This window comes from Pontibacter chitinilyticus (assembly GCF_039748935.1).
GTDB lineage: Bacteria > Bacteroidota > Bacteroidia > Cytophagales > Hymenobacteraceae > Pontibacter > Pontibacter chitinilyticus.
In genome coordinates this window covers 24,519-47,866 of the sequence record NZ_JBDIZJ010000015.1, presented here as the reverse complement: position 1 = coordinate 47,866, position 23,348 = coordinate 24,519, and the positions used below count along the sequence as shown (strand labels likewise).

Here is a 23,348-nt window from a genome sequence, read left to right as displayed (position 1 = left end):
GCACTTCTCTTTTGATCTGCCTATTATTTGCCTTTTAACAGCATTTATACTTCCTGTCCCTCCAGGTTAAACAGCGTACTCAGCCCTTCCAGCAAACTCTCTGATGCTCCCCTTTGGCAGGCGGCTTTCAGCTCCAGAGCCGGCATTTTCACGATCTTGTTGAGGATGTTTTTTGTGATCGCCTCCACCAGTTCCTTCTCTTCAGCTCCCAGCTTTTTGAGGTAACGGGCCACTTCCTGCTGGCGAATCTCTTCCAGGCGGTTCTTGAACTGCTGCAGGGCCGGCGACATGGCCATCTCCCGCGTCCAGCTCTGGAACTCCGCGATTGCTTCTGCGATAATTTGCTGCACCTGCGGAATGGCCGCTAAGCGTAGCTCGAGTGCCTCATTGGTGCGGTTGCGGATGTTATCGACGTTATATACCTGCATGCCGGCTAAGCTTTCCAGGGCACTGTCGATGCTGCGGGGCATGGAGAGGTCGATGAAGAACTTGGGGGTACAAGGCCCTTGAGCTTCTAGTTGCTCTTTGCTGAGGAAGAAGCAGTCGCCGGGCACCGACGAGATCACCACATCGGCCAGTGCGATCTCCTCCCACACGTTCTCCCAGTATACGGCTTTGGCATGGCATTTCTGCGCCAGCTCCTGTGCCTTGTGGTGGGTGCGGTTAGCAATCACGATGTTGCGGAGCGTGGACTTCTGGAAGTTATCACAAACGTTGGCGCCAATCTCTCCCACCCCAATCATGAGCACGCGCGGGTTCAGCAGGTGTTGCGTCAGCTCCTCTGTCAGCTCCACCGTAGCGTAAGAAACCGAGGCCGCCCCGCTGCGGAAACCTGTTTCGTTGGAAACGCGCTTGTTCGAAAAGAAAACCGTATGCAACAGGCGGTGCAGAAAGGGGCCTGCCAACTCTGCATCTGTCGCCCACTGGTAGGCGTTCTTCACTTGGTTCATGATCTGCAAATCGCCCACCACCTGCGACTCCAGCCCCAGTGATACCCGGAACAGGTGCGCCACGGCCTCCTCTTGCTTCAGGATCGGCAGGAAGTACGGCTGTATCTTTCTGGTAGCGATAAAGCCTTTCTCTATGGCGAGCAACTTCACGATCTCGCGGGAGAGGTCCTTGTCTGCATTATAGTATACTTCGGTTCGGTTGCAGGTAGAAAGCACCAGCACCTCTGTTGCGGGGGTGAACTCCTTGAGCTTGTCCAGCAGGTTGCGACAACCGATTTCGTTCAAGGCGACAGCCTCGCGAACGGCAATGGGTGCATTTTTGTAAGACAGGGTGAGGGCTTTAAACTGGTTTTGCATTTTCTTCGGGTTACTTCCAATGCAAATTTGGGCAAGTTAGCTGCCGCAAAACATGATAAATATCAGTTTAGAAAAGGATTGATGTCAGTACTGGGGTATCGGGTGGTATCGCCGCATCCAACCACCCCTGCCCCTCCTTATCTAAGGAGGGGCGTCTGTTGTTACTTTAGCTAAAGTATGAGCGTTGTAGTTGCGCCTATCAAGAACACCTCCCACCCCCCTTAAGAGGGAATTCGGCTGTAGGAGGAAGAGAAGTAGAAGTAGTATTGTGTTGACTTAAATAGTATAGATTGGCTTAACCTCCTTTCCACTAGGGTCATTGCAGGATGACAAAGGGGATAGGAAAGAAGTTGCTATACTTGTATTTCAATTATAGTATAGCAGCAGCTATCGAATTAATTCCAGTCCTTGGGTGGAGCGCCTTGGTGTGTTGCGGTGCCGCGGGAGCGGCAGCCCGCTAGGGCAGCTACTCACCGCCGCGCGATGCCCGAGGACGTGGCCTCCAGGCCGTGAGGGCACCAAAGCCAAAAATGAAACTAGGCAAGTATAAAACTGCGCATCAAACAGCAGCTACCAAGTATAGCTTGCCTGCTAAAGTATAAAGCAGTAGCTATCAACTATAACGTGATGTATACATAGAACAGCAGCAAACAAATACAGCCCTAGTTCCGCATACGCTTGAGCTTTTCACTGTTCAGAATCATAATCTTGCTGCCTTGGCTATCGATGAGCTTCTCGTCTTTAAAATCAGCCAAAGTACGAATTACGGTTTCCTTGGAGGCGCCCACGATGCTGGCCAAATCCTCGCGCGAGATCACTACCTGCGACACGCCCTGCTGCTCCTGCTTGTACTGCTTCTCAACAAACACCAGCGCCTCTGCTACACGCTTGCGCACTGAATTATAGGCTAGCTTCAGCAAGCGTTCTTCCCGCTCCGCCAAGTTATCCGACAGGATCTTGATAAATTTATTCGCCACCAGGCGGTTGTTGTGCAGCAGCAGGAAAAAATCTTCTTTCGAGATTACATAGATCTCTGAGTCCTCCATCACCATCGCCGATTCGCGGTAGGCTTTCTCTTCGATCAGGTCGAGGTAGCCGATGAAGTCGCCGTCTTTGTAAAGGTTGGTGATGTACTCGCGCCCCTCCTCGTTGGATTTGTAGGTTTTTACCTTTCCTTTGTTGAGGAAGTATAAGGCGTTGGGGTAATTGCCTTCTGAAAACAGGGGCTGTTTTTTCTTGAAGTGCTGTAGCTTCTGCGCATCAGAGGTCAGCTTGTCGAGGTTTTCCTGGCCTTTGGCTTCCTGCATAAACTCGTTCAATCCTTCGGCATTTTTTTGGAAGCCAGACTTGAGCGCCTCATTCTTTTTCAGGCGCATCTCCACCGCATCCAGCAGCTCCAGGTCATCAAAAGGCTTGATCAGGTAATCGTCGGCGCCCAGATTCATCCCTTTCCGGAAGTCTTCTTTCTCCGATTTGGCCGTCAAGAAGATGAATGGGATACCCGCTGTGGCGGGATTGCCACTGAGCAGGTGCAGCACGCCATAGCCGTCGAGTTGGGGCATCATGATATCGCAGATGATCAGGTCCGGGAGCTCGCGCTTAGCCAGTTCTACGCCTACCTTGCCGTTTTCGGCTTCCAGAATTTCATAGTTGGCAAGGGCGAGAATTTCTGCGATGTTCTCGCGGATTTCGTTGTTGTCTTCAATCAGCAGTATCTTTTTCATGCTTCAGTTGTTTGCGGAAGTGTGATGGTGAACGTGGTGCCCTTGTCCAGTTCGCTCTGGTATTGCAGTGAGCCACCCATGATGTCTACGTATTTCTTAACGATGTTCAGCCCAAGGCCTGTTCCCTGTATGTTGGTCACGTTCTGTGCCCTGAAAAAAGGGGTGAACAGGTGTGTTTTGTCGGCGTCCGGAATACCGATGCCCTCGTCCTGCACGGTGATGGTGATGTTCTCTTCAGTTGTTTTCGTGCTCAAGTAAATGTTCTTCTCCTCAGCCGAATACTTGCTCGCGTTCGACAGCAGGTTGAATAGGATGTTCTTGAGCAATTGCTTGTCGAGGGTGATGACAGCTTTGGGACGGTAATGCTGGTAGTGGATGCGCTGGCCAGCCTTCAGGTAGCCCTGCATCTCGTCCACTACCTCCGCCGCAAAAGCAACCAGGTCAAACTCCGTGGGTACGTTATAGATTTTGCCTTCCTCTATGCGACTGATGGACAGGAAGTCGTTCAGGATGCCCGTCAGGTTGCTTACCGCCGACTTGATCCGGTCCACGTGCTTTTGCCGCTTCTCGTCATCTTCCGTGGTTTTATACTTGCTGATGAGCGAGGCGGAGGAAAGCACAGTGCTCAATGGCGTCCGAAACTCATGCGAGGCGATCGTCACAAAGCGCGACTTGAGCTCGTGCAGCTCTTTTTCTTTTTGCAGCGCCTTTCGCACCTCCTGCTCGGCCTCGTAGAGGCTGCGGTTGGTATGCTCCAGCTTTTTGATGGCCGCGCCCAACTCCTGCGTCCGCTCCTTCACGCGCTGCTCCAGCTCCGTATTGAGCCGCTGGATCACGGCCAGGCTCTTAGCATGCTCGATGCTGTAGCGAATGGAGCGCTCCAGTTCGTTCGGGCTGATGGTGCCTTTCACGATATAGTCGAGGGCGCCGGCGCGCATAGCTTTTTCGTCTGTTTCGCGGTCGCTTTGTCCGGTGAGCAGGATAAAGGGAGCCATAGAGCCCTTCTTCACGGCTTCCCGGATGAGTTCCAGCCCGTCATGCGCACCCAGGCGGTAATCTACCAGGTAAACATCATGCCGCCCCTCCCCGATCAGTTGCAGCGCCTCCGAAAAAGTGCCAGTCCACTCGAGCAGGTAATTACGCCCGGGAATATCATTGATGATGTCCCGGGTGATGATATAGTCATCCTCGTCGTCGTCAACCAGCAGTATGCGTGTTTTATCCAGCATCTTTATTTTGGACGTTAGATTCTAGACGTTAGACTTCCCTTTATACTTTATTTGGAACATTGCTCCTCTTGTTGTTTTTCAGATTAGGAATGCAAAACAGCACGTGAGAAAGTCCTTCATCTTGTACCTTGTTTCCAGTGTCTAACTTCTACCTTATAGTTTGGGCAGTTCTACGATCTCGAACCAGTACTTGCTCAGCGTTTTCATCACATCTACCAGCGAGGCAAAAGTTACGGGTTTGGTGATGAAGGAGCTCACGCCCAAATCGTAGGTACGAAGAATGTCTTCTTCGGCCTTAGAGGTGGTGAGTACTACCACCGGGATCAGGCGCAGGTGCTCGTCTTCCTTGATCTCTTTTAGCGCCTCGCGCCCGTCTTTTTTGGGCATGTTCAGGTCCAGCAGGATGAGGCCGGGTGTGGGGTACGCCACCTTGTCGGCGAATTTTCCGCGGTGGTGCAGGTAATCCATGAGCTCCTCGCCATTCTCCACAAAATGAATATTATTCTTCAGCCGACTTTCCTCCAGCGCATCCTTTACCAGCATGCGGTCTTCGGCGTCGTCGTCGGCAATGAGTATCACAATAGATCGTTTATCAGACATGGTATATTATTCCTGTGGTTGTCTTAGTGCAAGCGTAATGATAAAGCGGGTGCCCACGCCGGGCTGACTGGTGGCGGTGATGTCGCCGCCATGCCGTATGGCAATCTTGCGGCACACGGCCAGGCCAATACCCGAGCCCTCATACTTCTGCCCCTCCAGTCGTTGAAAAATGTTGAAGATGCGGTCCAGGTACTTCTCATCAAAGCCGATCCCGTTATCTTCAATGTAAATTTCCGTTACCTCGTCGCCGGGTGTGGCGGTGAGGTGTGCTTTGCGCTGCAGGTTCTTTGCATAAATATTGATGATGGGGCTCTCGTTGGGCTTCCGAAATTTAATGGCATTGCTGAGCAGGTTCTGAAACAGCTGCCGCATTTGCGTCGGCTCCGCCTCAATGTCAGGCAATGGCGAGCGGATGATCTCTGCGCCTGTTTGCTCGATGCTTACCTCAAGGTCTGAGATCACTTCCGACAAGATCTCGTCGAGGCTTACCTTCACAAATGCCTTCGACTTGGAGGTAACCCGCGAGAAATCGAGCAGGTCGTTGATCAGGTTCTGCATGCGCGAGGCGGCATTCAACATGCGGTCTACATAGTCTTTGCCCTGCTCGCTCAGGTGGTCGTACTCTTTGGTGAGCAGCCGGTCGCCGAAGGCCTGTATCTTGCGCAGCGGCTCCTGCAGGTCATGCGAGGATACGTAGGCAAAGTCCTGCAGCTCACGGTTGCTGCGCTCCAGCTCGGCAGCGTAACGGCGCAGGCGTTCTTCGTCTAATTTCTGTTTGGTGATGTCGTGCACAAAACCCGTATATACTTTGCGGTCGGCCAACTGTACTTCGCTGATGCTCAAGTAAAATGGAAATACGCTCCCATCTTTGCGCTTGCCCGTCACTTCCCGGCCAATGCCGATGATGCGCTTCTCTCCTGTCACCTCGTAATGGTGCATGTAGCCGTCGTGCAGGCTGCGGTCAGGTTCCGGCATCAGCACGTTGATGCTCTTCCCCAGCAACTCTGTGGCATCATAGCCAAACAATTTCGCCGCCGAAGGATTCACCATCTCAATGATGCCCCGCATGTTGATGGTAATGATGCCATCCACGGCCGCCTGAATAATGGAATTGATTTTGTTCTCACTCTCGCGCAGAGCCGCTTCTGTCTTTTTGAGCTCCGTGATGTCGTGCACGATGCCGGTGAAAATGAGCTTGTCGGGTAGCTGCACTTCGCTAATACTGAGCAGGAACGGGAACACCGTGCCGTCTTTCTTTTTGCCCATCACTTCGCGGCCTTTCCCAATGATCTGGGCATGCCCTGTGCGCAGGTAGTTCTCAATGTATTGGTCATGCTGGCTGCGATCCGGCTCCGGCATCAGCATGCTGATGTTGCGCCCAAGCACTTCCTCTGGCTCATAACCGAATATTTTCGCCGCTGCCGGATTTACCGTTTCGATGATGCCGTGGCTGTCGATGGTGATGATGCCATCTATCGCCGTATCAATGATCGCCTTCAGCCGCGACTTATTTTCCATCGTATCCACGTATTTCTTGTATAGCCTTCTCGTAAAAATAGGTACTTCTGCAAAGAATTGCCAACTCCGCAGCCATACATTCCCGGATAGTGATATATGTCATTTTTTGGAGTGTCTGAAATCATCCGCTCCTCCATACGTTAATGGTACCTTTACAAACTCAGACAGCAGCAGGTATTAGCCGCTTACACACCAGCGCTCTAACTGCTGCTTATCTATAACACAAGCTTCTATGAAACTTAAGAATATACTTGTCGCGACAGATTTTACGGAAGGTGCCGAGGCAGCAGCACGTTACGCAGCGCAGCTGGCCAGTGCTACCGGTGGCAGACTGATCTTGCTGCACGTGCTCCCATTGTTTGCAGCGGCTGATGCAGAAGAAATAGCTTTAACTGATTTGGAAGTACGCTCGCAGGCGAAACTGGATGCCCTGGCACGGGAGCTGCACAAGAAACAGGGCGTATCGGTTACGCGCCTGCTCAAGCCGGGCAATGCTGCAGAAGAGATTACGGCCCTGGCCAGCAAAGTGAAAGCAAACTTGATCGTGCTGGGCTGTAGTGCGTGTTTGAAGGCGAAAAGAGAGGTGGCTAACGCTGTTATTCAGAAAACTCAGATACCTGTTTTAGCTATTCCTGCTGGTGCCGTTTTTATTCCGGGTGCTGATTTGTCTTACGTACAAAAAGCCGGGCAAACAGAAATGTACTTTGTCGCCGGAGAACCGGAATTGCTCCAATCCGAAGGCATTAGAGCAGCTTGCGCCAATGCTACTTAAATTGCAAAACACGCGCAGTTAACTAAAAGCTGAAGCTCTTGTGCTACAACTTACTAAAGTATACCCAAGCCTCTCTTATACTTGCTCTTTTTAACTAATTCCCAGCTGCTCTTCAGGCACGTTTTTGATAAAGTATTTTCCTGATTTGATCTCATCCACCAGGTCCTATATGGTTTTGGCGCTGAATACCTTTAGCAGGTGGTCGCGGTAGGCTTTGATGTCGTTGTGCAGCGGGCAGGGGTGCTTGTCGGAGCATTCCTTCATTCCCATTCCGCATTTCCTGAATTCATCCAGCCCATCGAGTTGGCGCACCACTTCCAGAATGCTGATATCACTGGCCGGGCGATGCAGAAAAAAGCCACCATGGGGTCCTTTGGCCGAGGCGATTATGCCTTTACGCACCAGGTCCTGCAGGATCTTGCCCATAAACGGCTCGGGCAGCTCCAGTTCTTTGGCAATCTCCTTTACGCCGGCACGGTGCCCCTCGGTGTTGCTAAGGGCAATGTACACGATGGCGCGGAGGGCGTATTCTGTGGTCTTCGATAACATGAATTCTATAGCTAAGCTGCTGTATGAAACCCTGGCGAACTGTGCGTAAAGACGTTGCGGCCTTCGCGGTTGGTATTTAAACGCGAAGTAAGCGCTACGTTCGCAAGGGTCTTACTGCCTTTCAAGCTGGCGCAGGCCCTCTTCAGTGATCATTTCAGTAGACCAGGGCGGCGACCAGACCAGCGCCACTTGCACCTCCAGGTTTGGGAAGCGCTTGCGCAGGATCTGCTCGGCTGCTGTCACAATCGTGTTGCTCATGGGGCAGCCGGGCGTGGTCAGCGTCAGCTGCACTTCCAGTGTGTCACCCTCCAGAGCCACCTGGTAAACCAGCCCCAGGTCTATAATGTTTATCCCCACCTCGGGGTCGATAATGTATTTGAGCGTCTCGAAAACCTCGTCTCCGAAATCAGGTGTTTGCGCTTCCATAGGTAAAAGGTTTTAAATCGTGCGCTTTGTGCGCCAGCAGCCGGAAAACATTGGCGGCATACAGCAGGGCCGTTACGCAAAAGCAAAGTGCGCCGGCAAGTATAACCGGCTGTATTCTCAGGAGCACGCCCCCCAGCAGCAGCAGCAAGCCAGCCAGGTAAAAGCTGTTCTGCCAGCGCAGCCAGGTATGGCTGTACAGGTCCTTGGGCAGGGGTGTTTTAAAGCGGCCCACATACTCCTCGTACGCGTGCATCCAGATGATAAAGGGTAGGGTTTTGAAGGTCTGCCCGAGTATGAGGGCCGAGATGAAGCCCAGGAAAATGGAGATGCCGTACACCAGGTAAATGGAAGAAAGCAAGTGCTGCGGCAAAGTAAAGTTTCCACCTACTACAAACAGCAGCGCCAGGGGCAGAAATGTGAGCAGCAGCGCCACGAAAGTTTGCTTCATCCCCAGGTCCAGATCCTCGCGCCGCTTTAGCTTGTTGGCGTCTGCCAGGAACCACAAAAACAAGCCGACGCCTCCGGTAACCAACGCTGCATAAGCGGGCACAAAAACCGTGTGCAAAAACAGGTGGTCGAAGATAAAAAGCACCAGTCCGCCGTTTACCAGGTTGTAGGACCAGTGCAGCTTTTTTGTACTCGTGGGGTGCGCCAGCAGAAACATGGGAATTAGCTTGGAACCAACGCCAATGATGAGCAGCAGAAACCAGCCGGCCATGCCGATGTGGGCATGCAGCTGCAGGTAATGCAGGTGCTGCTCGGGCAGAAAGGCAAAGGTGAAGTTAAAGGCCATCAGCAGCCCTACCGCCCCTGTTACCAGCAGCCAGATAGCCGAGGTCACGATAAAGTCCGCTTCGATCGTCCACTTTGGAGCTTTACGGGCAGTTTGAATGACATTGAGGGTAAAGAGCACGAAAGCCAGAAAGAGCAAAATGGCTGCCAGTTGCAGGGGCACGTCTACCCAGAAATGCCAGAAGGCGCACGCCAGCAGCAGGGTGCCCGACGCCAGTAACCCAAAAGTATAAAGCGCCAGTTTCTCACTATACAGCCGCCCCTCCAGCACCACGGGCAGCAACTGGTAAAGCGCCCCGAAGATCAGCATGGTGGCCCAGCCCAGTACCGTGACATGCGTGAGCGTGAGCAGCTTCGGATTGAAATAGTGGCCTCCAAACGCATCAGTCGAGAACAGCAGCAGTACGCTCAGCGCCATAAAAGAGAGCGCAGCAAAGGCATAATGCGGCAGCACAACCCATTTGGCAGGTGAGTTGGAAGCAGTCGTAGCGGGCATGGTCTTAGATTTTATAAATCAGCAAGTATACTTCGCCGGGCCCTGCCTCTTTTATACTTATGGCAAAGCCCCGCTCCTGCAATTGCAGTAGCAGGTACTGCGGCACGCGCTTATGGAGCACATACAGCGCCTCGGCCATCGTTAACCGCTCGAGTTCCTGCAGAATCGTGATCATGGGTTTTGGCATCTCCAGTTGGCGTACATCCACCCGACGCATCTTACCGGTATATGAAGCCAGCTTATCTTCAAACGTGTCTTCAGTAGTTTGCTGCGGGGTTTCTTCGGCAACAGGAGCAGCAGTTGTTGCTCTCCAGAAGTAAGTATACACCAGTTCAGAACACAGCTTCTCTACAAAATGGCTAAAGCCTTTCTTTTGAAGTATGGTCAGCAGGGGCGTCGGCTCAAAGGTATTGACCAGTAGCAGTGCCTGCCCGGTAGTCAGCGCATTCACTGCGAGTATAATGCTGCGGTAAGGGTCCTGACCGGAGGCAATCTGCGGCCGCACATCCAGCGTCGTAATCTTATCAGGAGAAAGTTGCTGCAGAAAACCGGGTTTAGAGGCTCCTGTTGTCCTTACTTCCGGTTTTTCCGGCTCCTCCGGTTCGTTCACGGTAAAGCCCAGCGGACCTAGCTTCTGAAAGAAATCATCTACCTGGCAACCACCAATGCGGGCAGCATCGCCTATACTTACCCGCGAGGTCAGCAGTTTACGCAGCAGCGGGTTGCGCAGCTTCTCAAAGTGGCTGCTAATGCCTGCAATGATCTCTATCGCGGCAGGGTTAGCTTTGATGATGGCCGAGATCTTGGTGTCAGCGGCAAGTTTCATCTTTATGCTGCTGTTGTGGCTTTAGTCCAGAACTCAGGAGTAAACGTGTCGGTGTGCACCGTGTGCCGGTATTCCAGCAGCTTGCCGGCCTGCTCCAGTTCATCGGCGGGCGCGGTGGCCTGCAGGTAGGGAAACAGCTCCCGCTCCTCCCAACGCACATGGTCGTTGAGGTCCTGCTGCAGCGTCTCGAACAGGTCGCGCGTCAGGCGCTTGTTGTGGCTGATCAGGTGCACGATGCCATACAGCAGGTGGTGTTCCTCCTCCATGCGGATGCGCTGCGCGTCGTTTTCAGGCAGCAACCGTTGCAGCAGCCACTCTTCTTCTTCGCAATGGTCTTTCAGGATCGTGTCCCAGAAATAGCGCACGTAATCGCGCAGCACCTGCAGGTCGGTGCCGTTATTGAGCCCCTGCCGCAGTTTCCAGCAGAACAGTAGGCCAAAGTGGTGCTCCCGCGAAAGCGGCAACAGGCTTTTATCTCTTTTCTGGGGGCTAGCTTCTGTCTTTTTCATATCCATGGTCGATTGTAGCCCGAATCAGGATTTACAGGTTATAAGATGAACAGGATTATTTGGTTCCATGATGTATAAAATCCCCTATTCCTAAAATCCCGCAAATCCTTTTTCAGACACATAGTTTATCGTATCACTTCTTTTTCCATCTCCAGTGTTTTTGGAAACAGGATGTTGTTCTCGAGGTGGATGTGGCGGTGCAGGTCCTCTTCAAACTCCTGCAGCTTTTTATAGGCGACGGTATAGGTGGCGCAGGCATCCTCCGGCAGCGTATAGTTGCCGCTCAGCTCGCGGATCGCCTCCATGTCGTTGCCGGCTACCTCGTGCTCCATCTCCATCATATTGATCGGGTTCTGAATGGTGCCGAAAGCCGGCTTGTCCAGCTTTACGCCGCTCTTTTGCGCTTCGGCCAGCTGCTTGATGAAGGGGAACAGCACGCGCTCCTCCTTCGGCATGTGCGCCTCTAGCTCGTTAGCCACGTTCACAAAGTGCTTGGCGATCTCCAGCAGCTCCGGATGTCGCTTGCCGTGCACGCGGGCAATCTTCGAAGTATACTCATACAAGACCGGTATCGCCTCGCGCACATACTTGTGGTGCACGTTCACGATGTAATCGGCCAGGAACGCAGGTTCCCAGCTGGCGTAGTCGGTTTCGTTGGTGGTGCTGGCATCAGGAAGGGCCTGCAGCTCCTGTTCTACTTTGGTAGCGTCCAGGCCTTTTTCTTCGCACACCTGCTTCACCGATTTTTTACCGCCGCAGCAGAAATCAATGCCATACTTTTTGAATACCTGCGCTTTGCGAAAATCCTTGGCTACGAGCTCACCCACGGTGTCGCCAGTTTCCCGGTTCAGCTTCGAGAGGAGCACTTCCCATACTTCGGGGCCCTGCTCCAGGTACTCCCACTTAAAGCTATTACCGCGCTCGCCCAGCAACTGGTAGTAGAGCGGCTTGGGGTCGTGGTCGTTGTGAATGATGAAAGCCTCGCCGCCCTGCAGCTGATCGAAGCGGTCGAAGATGGTGGGATGCTTCAGGCGTGGTTCGAGCACGGTTACATCCAGTATGTCGATGGGAAGGGTATGTTCCATTTGTATGATTTTATGATTGTTAAAGATTGAGGGGTTGTGATCATCACCGTTGTAAAAGTAGAGAAGACAAGACAGAATAAAAGAGACAAATGTCTTCTATACAGATGATCTTTGTCACTTCTGAAGAATGACAGGATTAATGCTTTATACCTGGCTGTGCTGCAGGTTTAAGGTAGTTTTTGGCTGCCCGATTTTTGGGTGGCGATCTGTGAGCTGCGCCAGGAAAAACAACAGGATTCCAACGGGCAAAGCAACACTCAGGCTAAACAGCAGGCCGAAGTAGTGCGGTAAAGTACCAAGGCCAGCCCAGTACAGAACACCCTGCAGAAATAGTAACGCTTCGCTGCTGAGGATGCCAGCCACTAAAAAGCTGATGCCAAGGCGGCTTTGGCGCTGCGCCAGGCTCAGCCAGCGCTGCTGCACGAAAAAGGCAAACACAAACAAACTAACAAAGCCCAGCAGCACCAGGTGCAGGTAACCAATCACGAAGTTGCGCTGCCGGTAGGCCAGGTCGGCCATGTAGGGGAAAGCCGTGGAGAACTGCATCAGTACTTTCAGCACAAAAGCCAGCGCGGACAAGTAGATCAAACCACGGCTCCAATCATCAAACAAGCGCAGGATGGCCTGGCGCATAGGGTACAGCATCCGCACCAGCAAGACCAACGCCATTACCTGTCCAAAGGCGGCGGCCCCGCCGACAACATAAAGTATAGCAGCCGGTTTGGTCCAGAGTACGGAGAGCAGGTACGCGGGCAGGCAGGACCAGAACATCCAGCGAAAAAAAGACATGGCCAACCTGCGGTTGAAGTGTATTTGATGCTTCTCAAGCAGCCAGAAAAACAGGCCCAGCACGGCAAAAGTGAACCAGCCGTTGTACTGGAAGTGCAGGTAAAAGTAAATGGCGTTAAAGTATAGGCTGTCGCCATGGTGGCCGGTGGCCATGATCGGCCCCATCGCCCAGGGACCCAGGGAGGAGAGCACCAGGAAAAAAAGCGCGGCTTTGATGAAGTTAAACGATAGCCGATGCTGCTCCTGGTTGCGCTGAACAGCCCTGGCATCGCGCCAGAACCGGTAGGCAAACCCGTAGCTCAACAGGATGTGCAGCGTGGAGAAGATGATGGAAAACAAGGCGTAGCCCTGCAGCGGGAAGCTCACCAGCATACCCGCCACCGCCCCCTGCGAGAGCCAGAACTGCCAGGCATATACTTTTTTTTGCTGCATTTCCGAGGGCAGGTAGACGTGCAGCAAGGCCACAAAAAAAGCCGAGTACAGCCAGCCCAGCAGGGCTACGTGCGAGTGCCCGTGCAGCAAAAACTTATAGTTGATACCCTCCACCGGCGCCACGTACAGCCACCGGAGCAGCAAGCCCAGGAAGGCCACCACCACCAAATTCAGCAGGGCCACTAACAACCAATCCCGTCTAAAACTAGCGTGCATCTTATACTTTATTTTTAAGCCACCGTGCCACGTTGCGTTCCTGGCGCTTCCTTTGCGTCTCTTGCGGTGAAGGGCTAACCGCGAAGAACGCAAAGATCTACGCAAAGGATACAAGAGCTCCCCTTAAAACGCCACTACTGGCTCCCGCTGCTCGTCTGTTTTCAGGGCCTCCTGCACCAGCGCCAGCAGGTCCTGCTGCACGGCCTTGCTGCGGTCTTGGGCATAGCGGGTGTGCAGGAATAAATTCTCCTCCTCCGCCGGGGCGTCAGGATGATCAGATTGGAACCTATTTAGCTGCTCCTGGATGGCAAGCGGCCGCGGCCCCCAGGAAAACAACTTTTCGCCGCTTGCTGCTGCATAGCAAACTAGTTTCGGAATAGCGCGGCTGCCTTTGGTGAGGCTGCTGTCCATCCAGTTGGGGTTTTCATCCCGCAGCAGCACCCGCAGCTTAATACCAGGCGAAGCGGCTGCGATGGCCGCAAGGGCTGGCACGAGCGCGGCGCAATCGGCACACCAGGCTTCGGCTAACACCACCCACTGCCACTGGGGCTGATGCATCTGCAATAGTTCCTGCAAAGCGGGCAGCAGTTCATACTGCGACTCTACCTCTTGCATTCGCTGCCAGTTCTGGCGGGTGAGGTCAATCCGCCGCTCCGTCTGTTCAGGGCCTGTGGTTTTCTGCTGCCTGACCAGTTCCTCCACCACGCTCCTATAGGCCGGGTAAGAGCGCGGGTTAAGCATGGCTGGGGCAGTTATCGCAAATAATTCCATGAGTTCTAAGGAGTTTCTGCAAGTTTAGCACAACGCAACAGCCTTAGAAATGACACTTGTCACTTCTTCTAAAATTTTCCGGCGAAGTGCATCAACATGCATACTTTGGAATATAGCAATGACGCATGTCAGCTTCCCAACTGATCCAGCTCATACCGCCTCCACGCCGCTGCCGCTACCTTGGCAGCCTGAAAAACGCTTTCAAGAACATTCCCTTATACCTCACACGCATGTGTCCAAACGCACCTCATACCTTTCACATCCCTGTCATGGGACTGGCCTTTACCGTTGATTCTCCTTTAAAAGTGGCCCGCTTCGGCATTTCCTCCGTGGTTTCTATCAGCGACGATAAGTTGCTGGAGCAAATGCGGACGCACTATTGCCAGCAGTACCAACGCGCCTATACGCCCATCACCACCGATCAGGAAGATTACCGGGCCCGGCGCATCACGGCTTACCTCAATTTGTTGGATGAGCTGGTGAAAGAGCAGGTACAGGCGCTGCGGCAGGAGGAATTCACGCCGGAGTCGGAACTGGCCAAATACTTCCGGATGCTCCCAAACAACGCGCCTATGCGGGCTTTATACTTGAACATGTGCCAAACCGTAGACGCCGAGCAGAAGCATCACCTGCAGCAGGCCCTGCGCAATGCCGTGGTGCCAGGCAGCATCGATGTGAACATCATGACCAAGCTCGATAAAACGAATTACGCCAAAAACGGGGAGCCGCTGCCACAGGAATATTCGGATGCGCTGTCGGCACTGCGTGGCTTTGCTAACAGCACGGTGGGCGGGGCAGTTGTTTTCTCGGCAGGTATGAACATGCGCCTCTATAGTTACCTGGAGCAGTTCCCGTGCTTTGCTCAGGATAAAAATGATAGGTTCCAAAAGCAGGTCATCATCAAGGTGAGCGACTACCGCTCCGCTTTTGTGCAGGGCAAGATCCTGGCGAAAAAAGGCATTTGGGTGTCGGAGTTTCGGGTGGAGTCAGGGTTGAACTGCGGCGGCCACGCCTTTGCCACCGATGGCTACCTGCTGGGCCCTATTATGGAGGAATTCAAGCAAAACCGCGAAGGGATGCGGGAGGAGCTTTACAGCATCTGGAGCTCTGCACTCGCCTCCAAAGGCCTGCACGTGCCCTTACAGATTCCGACCCAAAAACTGACGGTGCAGGGCGGCCTCGGAACGGCCGAAGAGCACACTTTTATGCTGCAGCACTATGGCGCAGACGCCACCGGCTGGGGCACGCCTTTCCTGCTGGTACCCGAAGCCACCACCGTGGACGACGAGACGCTGGCAAAGCTGGTGCAGGCCACGGCTGATGACCTTTACCTGAGCCCGATCTCGCCGCTGGGTGTTCCCTTCAATGCGTTGCGCGGAACCTCCAGCGAACAGCAAAAGGAGGAGCGCATTGGCAAAGGCAAGCCCGGCAGCCCCTGCATTAAAAAGCACCTGGTGTTCAGCACCGAGTTTACGAACGAACCCATCTGCACGGCCTCCCGCAAATACCAGCGACGGAAGCTGGAGCAGCTGCAGGCCGGCAACCTGGCCCCGCATGTATACCTAGCCGAGGAGGCCAAAGTGCTGGCCAAAGAGTGCCTCTGCGACGGACTGGCTAACTCCGCGCTGCAGCTCTTTACCATTGGAAAAAAAGCCGCTTCTAAAGCAGTCACCATTTGCCCCGGCCCCAACCTGGCATACTTCTCCGGCGTGTTCAGGCTGCAGGAGATGGTAGACCATATCTATGGCCGCTTTAACGCCCTGAACCAGACGTACCGCCCGCACCTGTTCATGAACGAGCTGCGCATGTACATCGACTACTGGAAAAACAAGAAAGCCGAGCAGCTGGACGGCCTCACCGAAAAGCAGCAAAAGTACCTGCAGAATTTCTGGCAGAACCTGCAGGCCGGCATCCGCTATTATAAACAACTACTGCCCGCCCTGTTTGCCGATCAGCTGGAAAAGCAGGTACTTCTGCTGGATGAACTGCTCGAAGCAGAGGATCAGCTCTGGACGGCACGGCTAAAAGAAGCTGCGACGGTATGAGTAAAATACGCATAACCCGCCGCTTCACCTTTGAGGCGGCCCACGCGCTCTTACACTATGACGGCGCCTGCCGCAATATCCACGGGCATTCGTATAAGCTCGAGGTAACGGTGATGGGCACGCCGCTGGTGGACGAGCAGCACCCGAAAAACGGCATGGTCCTGGACTTCGGCGACCTCAAAAAACTGGTGCAGGAAAAGATACTGGATGTTGTGGACCATGCCCTGCTCCTGCGCGCCGATACGCCGCCAGCGCTAGTGGAGCCGCTGCGGCAACTGCACCACAAAATCCTGCTCACGCCCTACCAGCCCACCTGCGAGAATATGCTGCTGGACTTTAAAACAAGGTTGCTTAAATGGTTGCCGGCGGAGGTGGCGTTGCACAGCCTCAAGCTTTGGGAAACAGAGAACGCCTTTGCCGAGTGGTATGCGGCAGATCAGGTATAAGTCTCCTAGCGAACCTTGCGAAACCCTTCGCGTTCTTAGCGGTAAGATTTTAACCGCAAGGGGCGCGAGGGTTTTTACGCAAAGAGCGCAAAGAAATGACAGAGAATGAAATTGCTCGTTTAGTATTTGATGCTGCTTTGAAAGTACACAGAGCATTAGGGCCGGGGCTATTGGAAAGTGCGTATGAAGCTTGTTTATACTATGAGCTGATTAAATCTGGCTTGCTTGTAGAGAAGCAGAAAGCATTGCCTTTGTTGTATGAGGAGGTAAAGCTGGAGGCGGGCTACCGGGTGGATATCATGGTGGAGAAAAAGTTTATCATCGAAGTGAAAGCGGTGGATGCGTTGAATGACATTCATCTGGCCCAGCTCCTCACCTACCTCAAACTAGCCGATTGCAAACTTGGCTTGCTGATCAACTTTAATGTGATGTTGCTGAAGAATGGGGTTCGGAGGGTGGTGAATAATTTGTAATTTTTTTACCGCCAAGACCGCAAAGTTAAAACGCAAGGGCGCAAAGAGAGTCATACCTCCTTGCGCCCCTTGCGTAAAGTCTTCGCGTACTTCGCGGTTAAACCTCTACTGCTTGAACAGCACCGGCTTGAAGGTCAGCATCACCCAGGCCCATTGGTTTGTGCCTTCCCCTTTCTTTCCTTTCAATGCTTCCAACGCGTCTGTCGCCATCAGCTGGGAGTAACCGGCCTTCACATTAAACTCCGGGTTCACGTTCAGGTTCAGCACCAGGTCCAGCTCTTCGCCCAACCGGGAGCGAAGCTTTGTGCCGGCATCCTCCATACTTACCACCCGCACCGGCGACTCAAAGTGGTGGTAGTTCGCCAGCAAAGCCATTTTGGGATTGAGTTTGAAGCTGGTCTTGAGGTATACATCGGTTAAGCCGGCAGTATGGCCGTTCTGCCCGTGGTTGTTGCCCACATAAAAATAGTCCATGAAACCGTAGAAGCCGTGATTGGTGCCATAGAGCGGCGCAAAGGCATGGTTGCGGGTGTTGGTGGCGCCGGAGCCAGAGAGGTAGTCTACGCCCAGGGTAAGTGGCGTGGCTTTGGTGAGGAGGGTGGCGTTGAAGGCGGCCAGCACAGCGCTGACTTTTGTGCCTGACGGATCTTTGCCGCCCTGGTAGTACAACTCACCGCCCAACGTTACAGGCCCGGCTTTTCGCTCTCCCAGCACCCCGTATGTCTGCCGGAAGAACACGGTGGAGTCGGTGGCCCGCTGGCGCCCATCGTTAAAGAACAAGCCGGATACTTTGCCCAGCCTTCCCTCCTTGTGCAGCCATAGGTACTGCATGGTCTTGTAGTTGTCGAGGCCGCCGTAGAAGGTGTTGCTCAGCTTGGTAGGCTCATTGGGCACGTTTTGGTTAAAGGCGGCGCCCATGTGCACGGCAAAGCCGGTGCTGTCGGCATACATGAGCCGCACGGCATCATGGCTGCGGCCCTGCTGCGCCCAATCCAGGTTGCCCAGGAAACGGGCATTGTCGTAGTCTAGCTCCTGCCGGCCCACCCGCAGCGCCAGCTCCGGCGTAAACCGGTACTCGCCATAGGCTTCATACACGTTCATCAGGCTGGGGTCTGCCTTGTACACTTGGTTGGTGCCACCCCATACCCGCACATCCTGCACCGACAGCCGCAGGGCCAGCTTATCATGGGCATAGTTCACGTTGAGCCGCGACCGCTGCTCAATAAAAAAAGCCGCCGACTCTTTATCCGTCTGCACGGTTTTAAAGCCGTTGCGGAGTTCCGCCCGGGGCCGGATCTCGGCAGATAATGAAAACTGGGCAAAGGCCGCCTGCGCGGAGCACAAAAGGCTGGCAAGCAGGAGGAGCGCGTGAGTAAATAATCTTTTCATAACGCACATAATTAAATAGTGGAAGTATGGTCTTGCGCAATTTGCCAAAGCACAAAGCAGAGGCACCTGTCACCTCTGCTTCATGCGCTGTCGGGGCTGGCGCAGGCAGCTCTTTGTTGTTCTCAACTTAGCTGGCTTTGTCTTGCTGGCGGAAATACTCCAGAATAGCGCGGGCTTGCTCTTGGTTTAGGTTCAGGTTCGCCATCTGCACGTTGTGCTCCGCCAGCAAAGCTTTTGCGGTCGGGTCTTCTTTCGTCATTTCTTCGGGGTTCAGGATCATGTTCATGACCCACTCCGGCTTGCGGCGCTCGGTTACATGCGCCAGGCCCGGGCCAATTACCTTCTGGTCGGATAGCTGGTGGCAGGCAGCGCACTTGCCCTCAAACAGCTCCTTGCCGGTGCTGGCCAGCGAAGCATCTATCCCCTCGCCTACCTGCGCGTCTTTTACCGGCCCCACGCCTTTGCCGTCATCTGAGGCGGCGGCGGCAGGTGTCGCAGCGGTTGTGGTTGGTGTTGCAGGCGTGGCGGTCTGCTCCTGCTGGTATTCCTCTTTGTTTATGCCTTCGCTTTCGCCGTAGGAACAGCTGTAAAAAGCCATACTTGCCAGCAGTAAAGATGATCCGGCAGTCACTCTAGCCATGGCTGCCGCAGGGGTTTGGTTTCTCTTTTTCATGTCTTTAATGATTGGTGTAGCATGTAAGGGGTGATGATCAACAAACCAAAGGTAGACGGCCTTTCGCCCTAAATAAAAGACATACATATCTTTTATTGATGACCTATGTCATTTTATCCCCTCTCCTTCTGCCACACCTTTGTGATGCAAAGAGAATTTCACTCAAACCTATCGCATCATGAAATACACAAAACTTTGGATCGGATTTCTGGCCGTCATCATCGGCTCGTTTTCCGTGCTGGGCTATTTTGGCTCCGAGATCTACCGCCAGGCCCCGCCCATTCCCGACAAAGTGATGACCGCTTCTGGGCAGGTGCTCTTTACCGGCGACGACATCCGCAACGGGCAGAACGTGTGGCAGTCGATCGGGGGTCAGGAACTGGGCTCTGTGTGGGGCCACGGCGCCTACGTAGCCCCCGACTGGACCGCCGACTGGATACACAAAGAGGTGATGTTTATACTGGACGGCTGGGCCCAGGAGGCCAAAGGCACCCCCTATGCGCAGCTGGACAAGGAGACGCAGGCCATGCTGCAGGCCCGCCTCCAGCAGCAGATCCGCGCCAACACCTATGATAAGGCCCGCAACACCATCACCGTGTCGGACCTGCGGGCGAAGGCGGTGGCCCACACCGGACAGTTTTACAGCGGCCTCTTCACCGATAACCCGGAGATGGCCAAGTACCGCGAGGCCTATGCCATTGCCGACAATGCCATCAAGGACCCCGAGCGCATGCGCCAGATGAATGCCTTCTTTTTCTGGGCCTCCTGGGCCTGCGTCACCGAGCGCCCCGGCTCCGAGGTGACTTACACCAACAACTGGCCCGCCGAGACACTGGTCGGCAACCGCCCGAGCAGCGACCTCATCATCTGGACCGGCTTCAGCGTGATCATTCTCATCGCGGGCATCGGGTTGCTGGCCTATTACTATGCCGCTAACAAGGAAGAGGAACTGGACGTGGAGCGCCTGCCCAAGCAGGACCCGCTGCTGGGGCTGCAGGCCACGCCGTCCATGCGCGCCACCCTCAAGTACTTCTGGACCGTGACGGCCCTGATCCTGGTGCAGGTGATCATGGGCGTGGTGACGGCGCACTACGGCGTGGAGGGGCAAAAGCTGTACGGGCTGCCGCTGGCCGAGCTGCTCCCCTACTCGGCGAGCCGCACCTGGCACGTGCAACTGGCCATTTTCTGGATCGCCACCTCCTGGCTGGCCACCGGCTTATACATTGCCCCGGCCGTGTCGGGTTATGAGCCGAAGTTCCAGCGGCTGGGCGTCAATTTCCTGTTCGTCTGCCTGCTCCTCATTGTGGTGGGCTCCATGGCCGGGCAGTGGTATGGCATCATGCAGAAGCTGGGCTATACCCAGAACTTCTGGTTCGGCCACCAAGGCTATGAGTATGTGGACCTGGGCCGCTTCTGGCAGGTGTTCCTGCTGGTGGGCCTGATATTGTGGCTGTTTCTGATGACGCGCGCCATCTGGCCCGCCTTTAAGGCGCAGGCCGAGGGTCGCCACCTGCTGGGCATGTTCCTGATCTCCTCCGTAGCCATCGCCTTGTTTTACGCCGCCGGCCTGATGTGGGGCCAGCACACCAACCTGGCCATTGCCGAGTACTGGCGCTGGTGGGTGGTGCACCTGTGGGTAGAGGGCTTCTTTGAGGTGTTCGCCACCGTAGTGATCGCGTTCCTGTTCGTGCGGATGGGCCTGCTGCGCACCCACCTGGCCACCGGTACCGTGCTGTTCTCCACCATTATCTTCCTGTTCGGCGGTATTATCGGCACGTTCCACCACTTATACTTCAGCGGCACGCCTACCTCTGTGCTGGCGCTGGGCGCTACCTTCAGCGCGCTGGAAGTGGTGCCGCTGGTGCTCATCGGCTTCGAGGCCTACCACAACCTCACCATCAGCCGCGCCACCGAGTGGATCAAAGCCTACAAATGGCCGATCTACTGCTTCATTGCCGTGGCCTTCTGGAACCTGGTGGGTGCTGGCGTATTTGGTTTCGTGATCAACCCACCGATTGCGCTCTATTACATGCAAGGCCTCAACACCACGGCGGTGCACGGCCACGCGGCGCTGTTCGGGGTGTACGGCATCCTGGGCATCGGCCTGATGCTGTTCGTGCTGAAGAGTATGGCGGCCCGCCGGCGCTGGAAAAACGGCGTCATCAGCTTCGCCTTCTGGTCCATCAACATCGGCCTGACGCTGATGATCCTCATCAGTTTGCTGCCTATCGGCTTGATGCAGACCTGGGCCAGCGTGGAGCATGGCCTCTGGTACGCCCGCTCCATGGAGTTCATGCAGACCGACACCATGCAAACGCTGCGCTGGATGCGCGTGATCGGCGACACGGTTTTTGCCGGCGGGGTGCTGGCCCTGGGCTGGTTTATCGTGGGCCTGAAAACCGGCTGGTCGCTGGAAGACGACACAGACATCACGCTGGAGGACTACCCAACCGTGAAGCAAAAGAACCTGGTGAAATAACGCGTACGCGAAAGCAACAGAAAGCCCTGCGCCGGACCTCTCGTCCGGTGCAGGGCTTTCGCTTTTTGGAGGCGCTACACTTGTCGGCTGTTTTTAAGGGGAAACCTATCCCAAGTGCGGCTCGGCCGGCCTACAAAGTATAGCCTCAATTAAACATAAGTAGATGAATTTAAAGGAAGTATAACACATCCCCTCCCATCTCTTTTTCTCCCTTCGGCAATAGTGATGGAAGTCACCCGGCGGCATGACGGGCATCATTCAATAAAAGAGGGCTAAGTCTTTATTTAGTACCATCAATTCTACCATACCTGATACGATATGAAAAGGTCAACCATTACCCAAACAGTACAACTACTCGCCATTGCGATCTATAGTGCGGGTATTATGAGCTCTTGCAGCTCGCAGGCCACGGAGGCCGAGAACGTGCTGACAGCCGGCACCAGCTCCGCCCCTAAAGAGCTGCCGACCATAGAAGCGGAGCTGACGTCGCCGCCACAGGTGCCGGCTCCCATTACCCGTAAAACACCCGCCAAGGTGGTGGTGCACCTGGAGGTGAAAGAGGTGGTGAAACGGCTGGCCGACGGCGTGGACTATACCTTCTGGACCTTTGGCGGCACAGTGCCGGGCAAGTTCATCCGCATCCGCGAGAACGATGAGGTGGAGTTTCACCTGATGAACCACCCCGACAGCAAGAACCCGCACAACATCGACCTGCACGCCGTAACCGGCCAGGGCGGCGGCGCGGCCTCTACCTTTACCGCCCCCGGCCACGAAACGGTGTTCTCCTTTAAGGCCCTCAACCCCGGCCTGTTTGTGTACCACTGCGCCACCGCGCCGGTGGGCATGCACATCGCCAACGGCATGTATGGGCTGATTCTGGTGGAGCCGGAGGCCGGGCTGCCCAAGGTAGATAAAGAATATTATGTGATGCAGGGCGACTTCTATACCAAAGGCGATTTCGGGGCGCCCGGCCTGCAGCCCTTCGACATGAGCAAGGCGCTGAAAGAGGAGCCGACCTACGTGCTCTTCAATGGCTCTGTTGGCGCCCTCACCGGCGACAACTCCCTAACCGCCAAAACCGGCGAGAGCGTGCGCCTGTTCGTGGGCAACGGCGGCCCTAACCTGGTGTCTTCCTTCCACGTCATCGGCGAGATCTTCGATAAAGTATACCCCGAGGGAGCCTCCACCGCCAACCAGAACGTGCAGACCACGCTGGTGCCTGCCGGCGGCGCGGCCATCACCGAGCTCACCACCAACGTGCCCGGCAACTTCATCCTGGTGGACCACGCCATCTTCCGGGCCTTTAACAAAGGCGCGCTGGGCATGCTGAAAGTGGAAGGCCCCGAAAACAAGGACATTTACTCCGGCCAGATATCGGATAAGATCTACTTGCCCGAAGGCTCTGCAGTGCAGGACATGCCGACCGCTGCCGCACCCAAAGCGCCGGTGGCTAGCAGCAAGGCAGAACGCATCGCGCTGGGCAAGACCATTTTCGCCCGCAACTGCCAGGCCTGCCACCAGTCCGAAGGACAGGGCGTGGACGGCGCCTTCCCGCCGCTGGCCAAATCCGATTTCCTGAACGCCGATGTGCACCGCGCCATTGGTGTCGTGTCGAACGGACTGGAGGGGGAGATCAAGGTGAACGGCAAGCTCTACAACAGCACCATGCCCAAGCTGCAGCTGACGGACGAGCAGGTGGCCAACGTGCTAACCTTCGTGCTGAACAGCTGGGGCAACAAAGGCGGCGAGGTAACGCCGCAGCAAGTGGCGCAGTCTAAAACGATCAGTCAGAAATAACCCTT

Annotated in this window: 21 protein-coding genes; 6 read left to right on the top strand and 15 right to left on the bottom strand. The window is 54.7% G+C overall.

Annotated features, from left to right (window positions below; all coding sequences use genetic code 11):
• Nucleotides 1-44: 44 nt before the first annotated feature.
• The 5 genes from hemA to ABDW72_RS18195 form a co-directional block, all read right to left on the bottom strand.
• On the bottom strand, nucleotides 45-1,307 hold the full coding sequence (gene hemA / locus ABDW72_RS18215; RefSeq protein ID WP_347160036.1) for a glutamyl-tRNA reductase: 1,263 nt from the start codon (nucleotides 1,305-1,307) through the stop codon (nucleotides 45-47).
• A 662-nt stretch (nucleotides 1,308-1,969) separates the two neighbouring features.
• Nucleotides 1,970-3,031 (bottom strand): response regulator, encoded by a 1,062-nt coding sequence (locus ABDW72_RS18210; RefSeq protein ID WP_347160035.1) that lies wholly within the window; start codon nucleotides 3,029-3,031, stop codon nucleotides 1,970-1,972.
• A complete protein-coding gene (locus ABDW72_RS18205) occupies nucleotides 3,028-4,260 on the bottom strand; it encodes an ATP-binding response regulator (RefSeq protein ID WP_347160034.1) in 1,233 nt (410 codons plus the stop codon). Before ABDW72_RS18205 ends, ABDW72_RS18210 begins: the two co-directional genes overlap by 4 nt.
• A 153-nt stretch (nucleotides 4,261-4,413) precedes the next feature.
• The gene (locus tag ABDW72_RS18200) at nucleotides 4,414-4,860 is read right to left on the bottom strand and encodes a response regulator (protein ID WP_347160033.1); all 447 of its coding nucleotides are present in this window, start codon (nucleotides 4,858-4,860) and stop codon (nucleotides 4,414-4,416) included.
• Between the two features lie 6 nt (nucleotides 4,861-4,866).
• Complete coding sequence (locus ABDW72_RS18195) at nucleotides 4,867-6,378, bottom strand: sensor histidine kinase (RefSeq protein ID WP_347160032.1); 1,512 nt, start codon at nucleotides 6,376-6,378, stop codon at nucleotides 4,867-4,869.
• Between the two features lie 232 nt (nucleotides 6,379-6,610).
• Here ABDW72_RS18195 and ABDW72_RS18190 point away from each other — a divergent pair, with 232 nt between their 5' ends.
• Nucleotides 6,611-7,150 carry a universal stress protein gene (locus ABDW72_RS18190; protein WP_347160031.1) on the top strand — a complete coding sequence of 180 codons (540 nt, stop codon included), beginning with the start codon at nucleotides 6,611-6,613 and terminating at the stop codon, nucleotides 7,148-7,150.
• Nucleotides 7,151-7,315: 165 nt separating this feature from the next.
• Here ABDW72_RS18190 and ABDW72_RS18185 read toward each other — a convergent pair whose 3' ends face one another.
• The 8 genes from ABDW72_RS18185 to ABDW72_RS18150 all read right to left on the bottom strand — a co-directional run bounded on the left by ABDW72_RS18185 (nucleotide 7,316) and on the right by ABDW72_RS18150 (nucleotide 14,041).
• A complete protein-coding gene (locus tag ABDW72_RS18185) occupies nucleotides 7,316-7,699 on the bottom strand; it encodes an RrF2 family transcriptional regulator (RefSeq protein ID WP_347160030.1) in 384 nt (127 codons plus the stop codon).
• Nucleotides 7,700-7,810: 111 nt separating this feature from the next.
• The gene (locus ABDW72_RS18180) at nucleotides 7,811-8,125 is read right to left on the bottom strand and encodes a metal-sulfur cluster assembly factor (RefSeq protein ID WP_347160029.1); all 315 of its coding nucleotides are present in this window, start codon (nucleotides 8,123-8,125) and stop codon (nucleotides 7,811-7,813) included.
• Entirely contained in the window at nucleotides 8,106-9,413 is a 1,308-nt protein-coding gene (locus tag ABDW72_RS18175; RefSeq protein ID WP_347160028.1) for a cytochrome C oxidase subunit I, read from the bottom strand. Before ABDW72_RS18175 ends, ABDW72_RS18180 begins: the two co-directional genes overlap by 20 nt.
• A 4-nt stretch (nucleotides 9,414-9,417) precedes the next feature.
• Complete coding sequence (locus ABDW72_RS18170) at nucleotides 9,418-10,239, bottom strand: DUF2249 domain-containing protein (protein WP_347160027.1); 822 nt, start codon at nucleotides 10,237-10,239, stop codon at nucleotides 9,418-9,420.
• 2 nt (nucleotides 10,240-10,241) lie between these two features.
• Complete coding sequence (locus ABDW72_RS18165) at nucleotides 10,242-10,748, bottom strand: hemerythrin domain-containing protein (RefSeq protein WP_347160026.1); 507 nt, start codon at nucleotides 10,746-10,748, stop codon at nucleotides 10,242-10,244.
• A 125-nt stretch (nucleotides 10,749-10,873) separates the two neighbouring features.
• Nucleotides 10,874-11,833, bottom strand: a complete 960-nt coding sequence (ric, locus tag ABDW72_RS18160; protein ID WP_347160025.1) for an iron-sulfur cluster repair di-iron protein — start codon at nucleotides 11,831-11,833, stop codon at nucleotides 10,874-10,876.
• Between the two features lie 144 nt (nucleotides 11,834-11,977).
• Entirely contained in the window at nucleotides 11,978-13,270 is a 1,293-nt protein-coding gene (locus ABDW72_RS18155; RefSeq protein WP_347160024.1) for a hypothetical protein, read from the bottom strand.
• A gap of 123 nt (nucleotides 13,271-13,393) precedes the next feature.
• The gene (locus ABDW72_RS18150) at nucleotides 13,394-14,041 is read right to left on the bottom strand and encodes a thioredoxin family protein (RefSeq protein WP_347160023.1); all 648 of its coding nucleotides are present in this window, start codon (nucleotides 14,039-14,041) and stop codon (nucleotides 13,394-13,396) included.
• 125 nt (nucleotides 14,042-14,166) lie between these two features.
• Here ABDW72_RS18150 and ABDW72_RS18145 point away from each other — a divergent pair, with 125 nt between their 5' ends.
• From ABDW72_RS18145 to ABDW72_RS18135, 3 genes are all read left to right on the top strand, one after another.
• Nucleotides 14,167-16,086, top strand: a complete 1,920-nt coding sequence (locus ABDW72_RS18145; protein ID WP_347160022.1) for a nitronate monooxygenase family protein — start codon at nucleotides 14,167-14,169, stop codon at nucleotides 16,084-16,086.
• Nucleotides 16,083-16,532, top strand: coding sequence for a 6-pyruvoyl trahydropterin synthase family protein (locus ABDW72_RS18140; protein WP_347160021.1), 450 nt, complete (start codon nucleotides 16,083-16,085; stop codon nucleotides 16,530-16,532). Before ABDW72_RS18145 ends, ABDW72_RS18140 begins: the two co-directional genes overlap by 4 nt.
• 95 nt (nucleotides 16,533-16,627) lie before the next feature.
• Nucleotides 16,628-17,005: a GxxExxY protein gene (locus ABDW72_RS18135; RefSeq protein ID WP_347160020.1), complete on the top strand. Its 378-nt coding sequence runs from the start codon at nucleotides 16,628-16,630 to the stop codon at nucleotides 17,003-17,005.
• Between the two features lie 105 nt (nucleotides 17,006-17,110).
• Here ABDW72_RS18135 and ABDW72_RS18130 read toward each other — a convergent pair whose 3' ends face one another.
• Together ABDW72_RS18130 and ABDW72_RS18125 are read right to left on the bottom strand one after the other, a co-directional pair.
• Nucleotides 17,111-18,394 (bottom strand): alginate export family protein, encoded by a 1,284-nt coding sequence (locus tag ABDW72_RS18130; RefSeq protein ID WP_347160019.1) that lies wholly within the window; start codon nucleotides 18,392-18,394, stop codon nucleotides 17,111-17,113.
• Nucleotides 18,395-18,521: 127 nt separating this feature from the next.
• A complete protein-coding gene (locus ABDW72_RS18125) occupies nucleotides 18,522-19,067 on the bottom strand; it encodes a c-type cytochrome (RefSeq protein WP_347160018.1) in 546 nt (181 codons plus the stop codon).
• A 178-nt stretch (nucleotides 19,068-19,245) separates the two neighbouring features.
• Here ABDW72_RS18125 and ABDW72_RS18120 point away from each other — a divergent pair, with 178 nt between their 5' ends.
• Both ABDW72_RS18120 and nirK read left to right on the top strand, forming a co-directional pair.
• Entirely contained in the window at nucleotides 19,246-21,546 is a 2,301-nt protein-coding gene (locus tag ABDW72_RS18120; RefSeq protein ID WP_347160017.1) for a nitric-oxide reductase large subunit, read from the top strand.
• A gap of 318 nt (nucleotides 21,547-21,864) precedes the next feature.
• On the top strand, nucleotides 21,865-23,343 hold the full coding sequence (gene nirK / locus ABDW72_RS18115; RefSeq protein WP_347160016.1) for a copper-containing nitrite reductase: 1,479 nt from the start codon (nucleotides 21,865-21,867) through the stop codon (nucleotides 23,341-23,343).
• Nucleotides 23,344-23,348 lie beyond the last annotated feature (5 nt).

Coding starts and splice junctions, on each gene's coding strand:
- hemA (WP_347160036.1), bottom strand. CDS start 1,307: ATGCAAAACCAGTTTAAAGCCCTCACCCTGTCTTACAAAAATGCACCC.
- ABDW72_RS18210 (WP_347160035.1), bottom strand. CDS start 3,031: ATGAAAAAGATACTGCTGATTGAAGACAACAACGAAATCCGCGAGAAC.
- ABDW72_RS18205 (WP_347160034.1), bottom strand. CDS start 4,260: ATGCTGGATAAAACACGCATACTGCTGGTTGACGACGACGAGGATGAC.
- ABDW72_RS18200 (WP_347160033.1), bottom strand. CDS start 4,860: ATGTCTGATAAACGATCTATTGTGATACTCATTGCCGACGACGACGCC.
- ABDW72_RS18195 (WP_347160032.1), bottom strand. CDS start 6,378: ATGGAAAATAAGTCGCGGCTGAAGGCGATCATTGATACGGCGATAGAT.
- ABDW72_RS18190 (WP_347160031.1), top strand. CDS start 6,611: ATGAAACTTAAGAATATACTTGTCGCGACAGATTTTACGGAAGGTGCC.
- ABDW72_RS18185 (WP_347160030.1), bottom strand. CDS start 7,699: ATGTTATCGAAGACCACAGAATACGCCCTCCGCGCCATCGTGTACATT.
- ABDW72_RS18180 (WP_347160029.1), bottom strand. CDS start 8,125: ATGGAAGCGCAAACACCTGATTTCGGAGACGAGGTTTTCGAGACGCTC.
- ABDW72_RS18175 (WP_347160028.1), bottom strand. CDS start 9,413: ATGCCCGCTACGACTGCTTCCAACTCACCTGCCAAATGGGTTGTGCTG.
- ABDW72_RS18170 (WP_347160027.1), bottom strand. CDS start 10,239: ATGAAACTTGCCGCTGACACCAAGATCTCGGCCATCATCAAAGCTAAC.
- ABDW72_RS18165 (WP_347160026.1), bottom strand. CDS start 10,748: ATGAAAAAGACAGAAGCTAGCCCCCAGAAAAGAGATAAAAGCCTGTTG.
- ric (WP_347160025.1), bottom strand. CDS start 11,833: ATGGAACATACCCTTCCCATCGACATACTGGATGTAACCGTGCTCGAA.
- ABDW72_RS18155 (WP_347160024.1), bottom strand. CDS start 13,270: ATGCACGCTAGTTTTAGACGGGATTGGTTGTTAGTGGCCCTGCTGAAT.
- ABDW72_RS18150 (WP_347160023.1), bottom strand. CDS start 14,041: ATGGAATTATTTGCGATAACTGCCCCAGCCATGCTTAACCCGCGCTCT.
- ABDW72_RS18145 (WP_347160022.1), top strand. CDS start 14,167: ATGTCAGCTTCCCAACTGATCCAGCTCATACCGCCTCCACGCCGCTGC.
- ABDW72_RS18140 (WP_347160021.1), top strand. CDS start 16,083: ATGAGTAAAATACGCATAACCCGCCGCTTCACCTTTGAGGCGGCCCAC.
- ABDW72_RS18135 (WP_347160020.1), top strand. CDS start 16,628: ATGACAGAGAATGAAATTGCTCGTTTAGTATTTGATGCTGCTTTGAAA.
- ABDW72_RS18130 (WP_347160019.1), bottom strand. CDS start 18,394: ATGAAAAGATTATTTACTCACGCGCTCCTCCTGCTTGCCAGCCTTTTG.
- ABDW72_RS18125 (WP_347160018.1), bottom strand. CDS start 19,067: ATGAAAAAGAGAAACCAAACCCCTGCGGCAGCCATGGCTAGAGTGACT.
- ABDW72_RS18120 (WP_347160017.1), top strand. CDS start 19,246: ATGAAATACACAAAACTTTGGATCGGATTTCTGGCCGTCATCATCGGC.
- nirK (WP_347160016.1), top strand. CDS start 21,865: ATGAAAAGGTCAACCATTACCCAAACAGTACAACTACTCGCCATTGCG.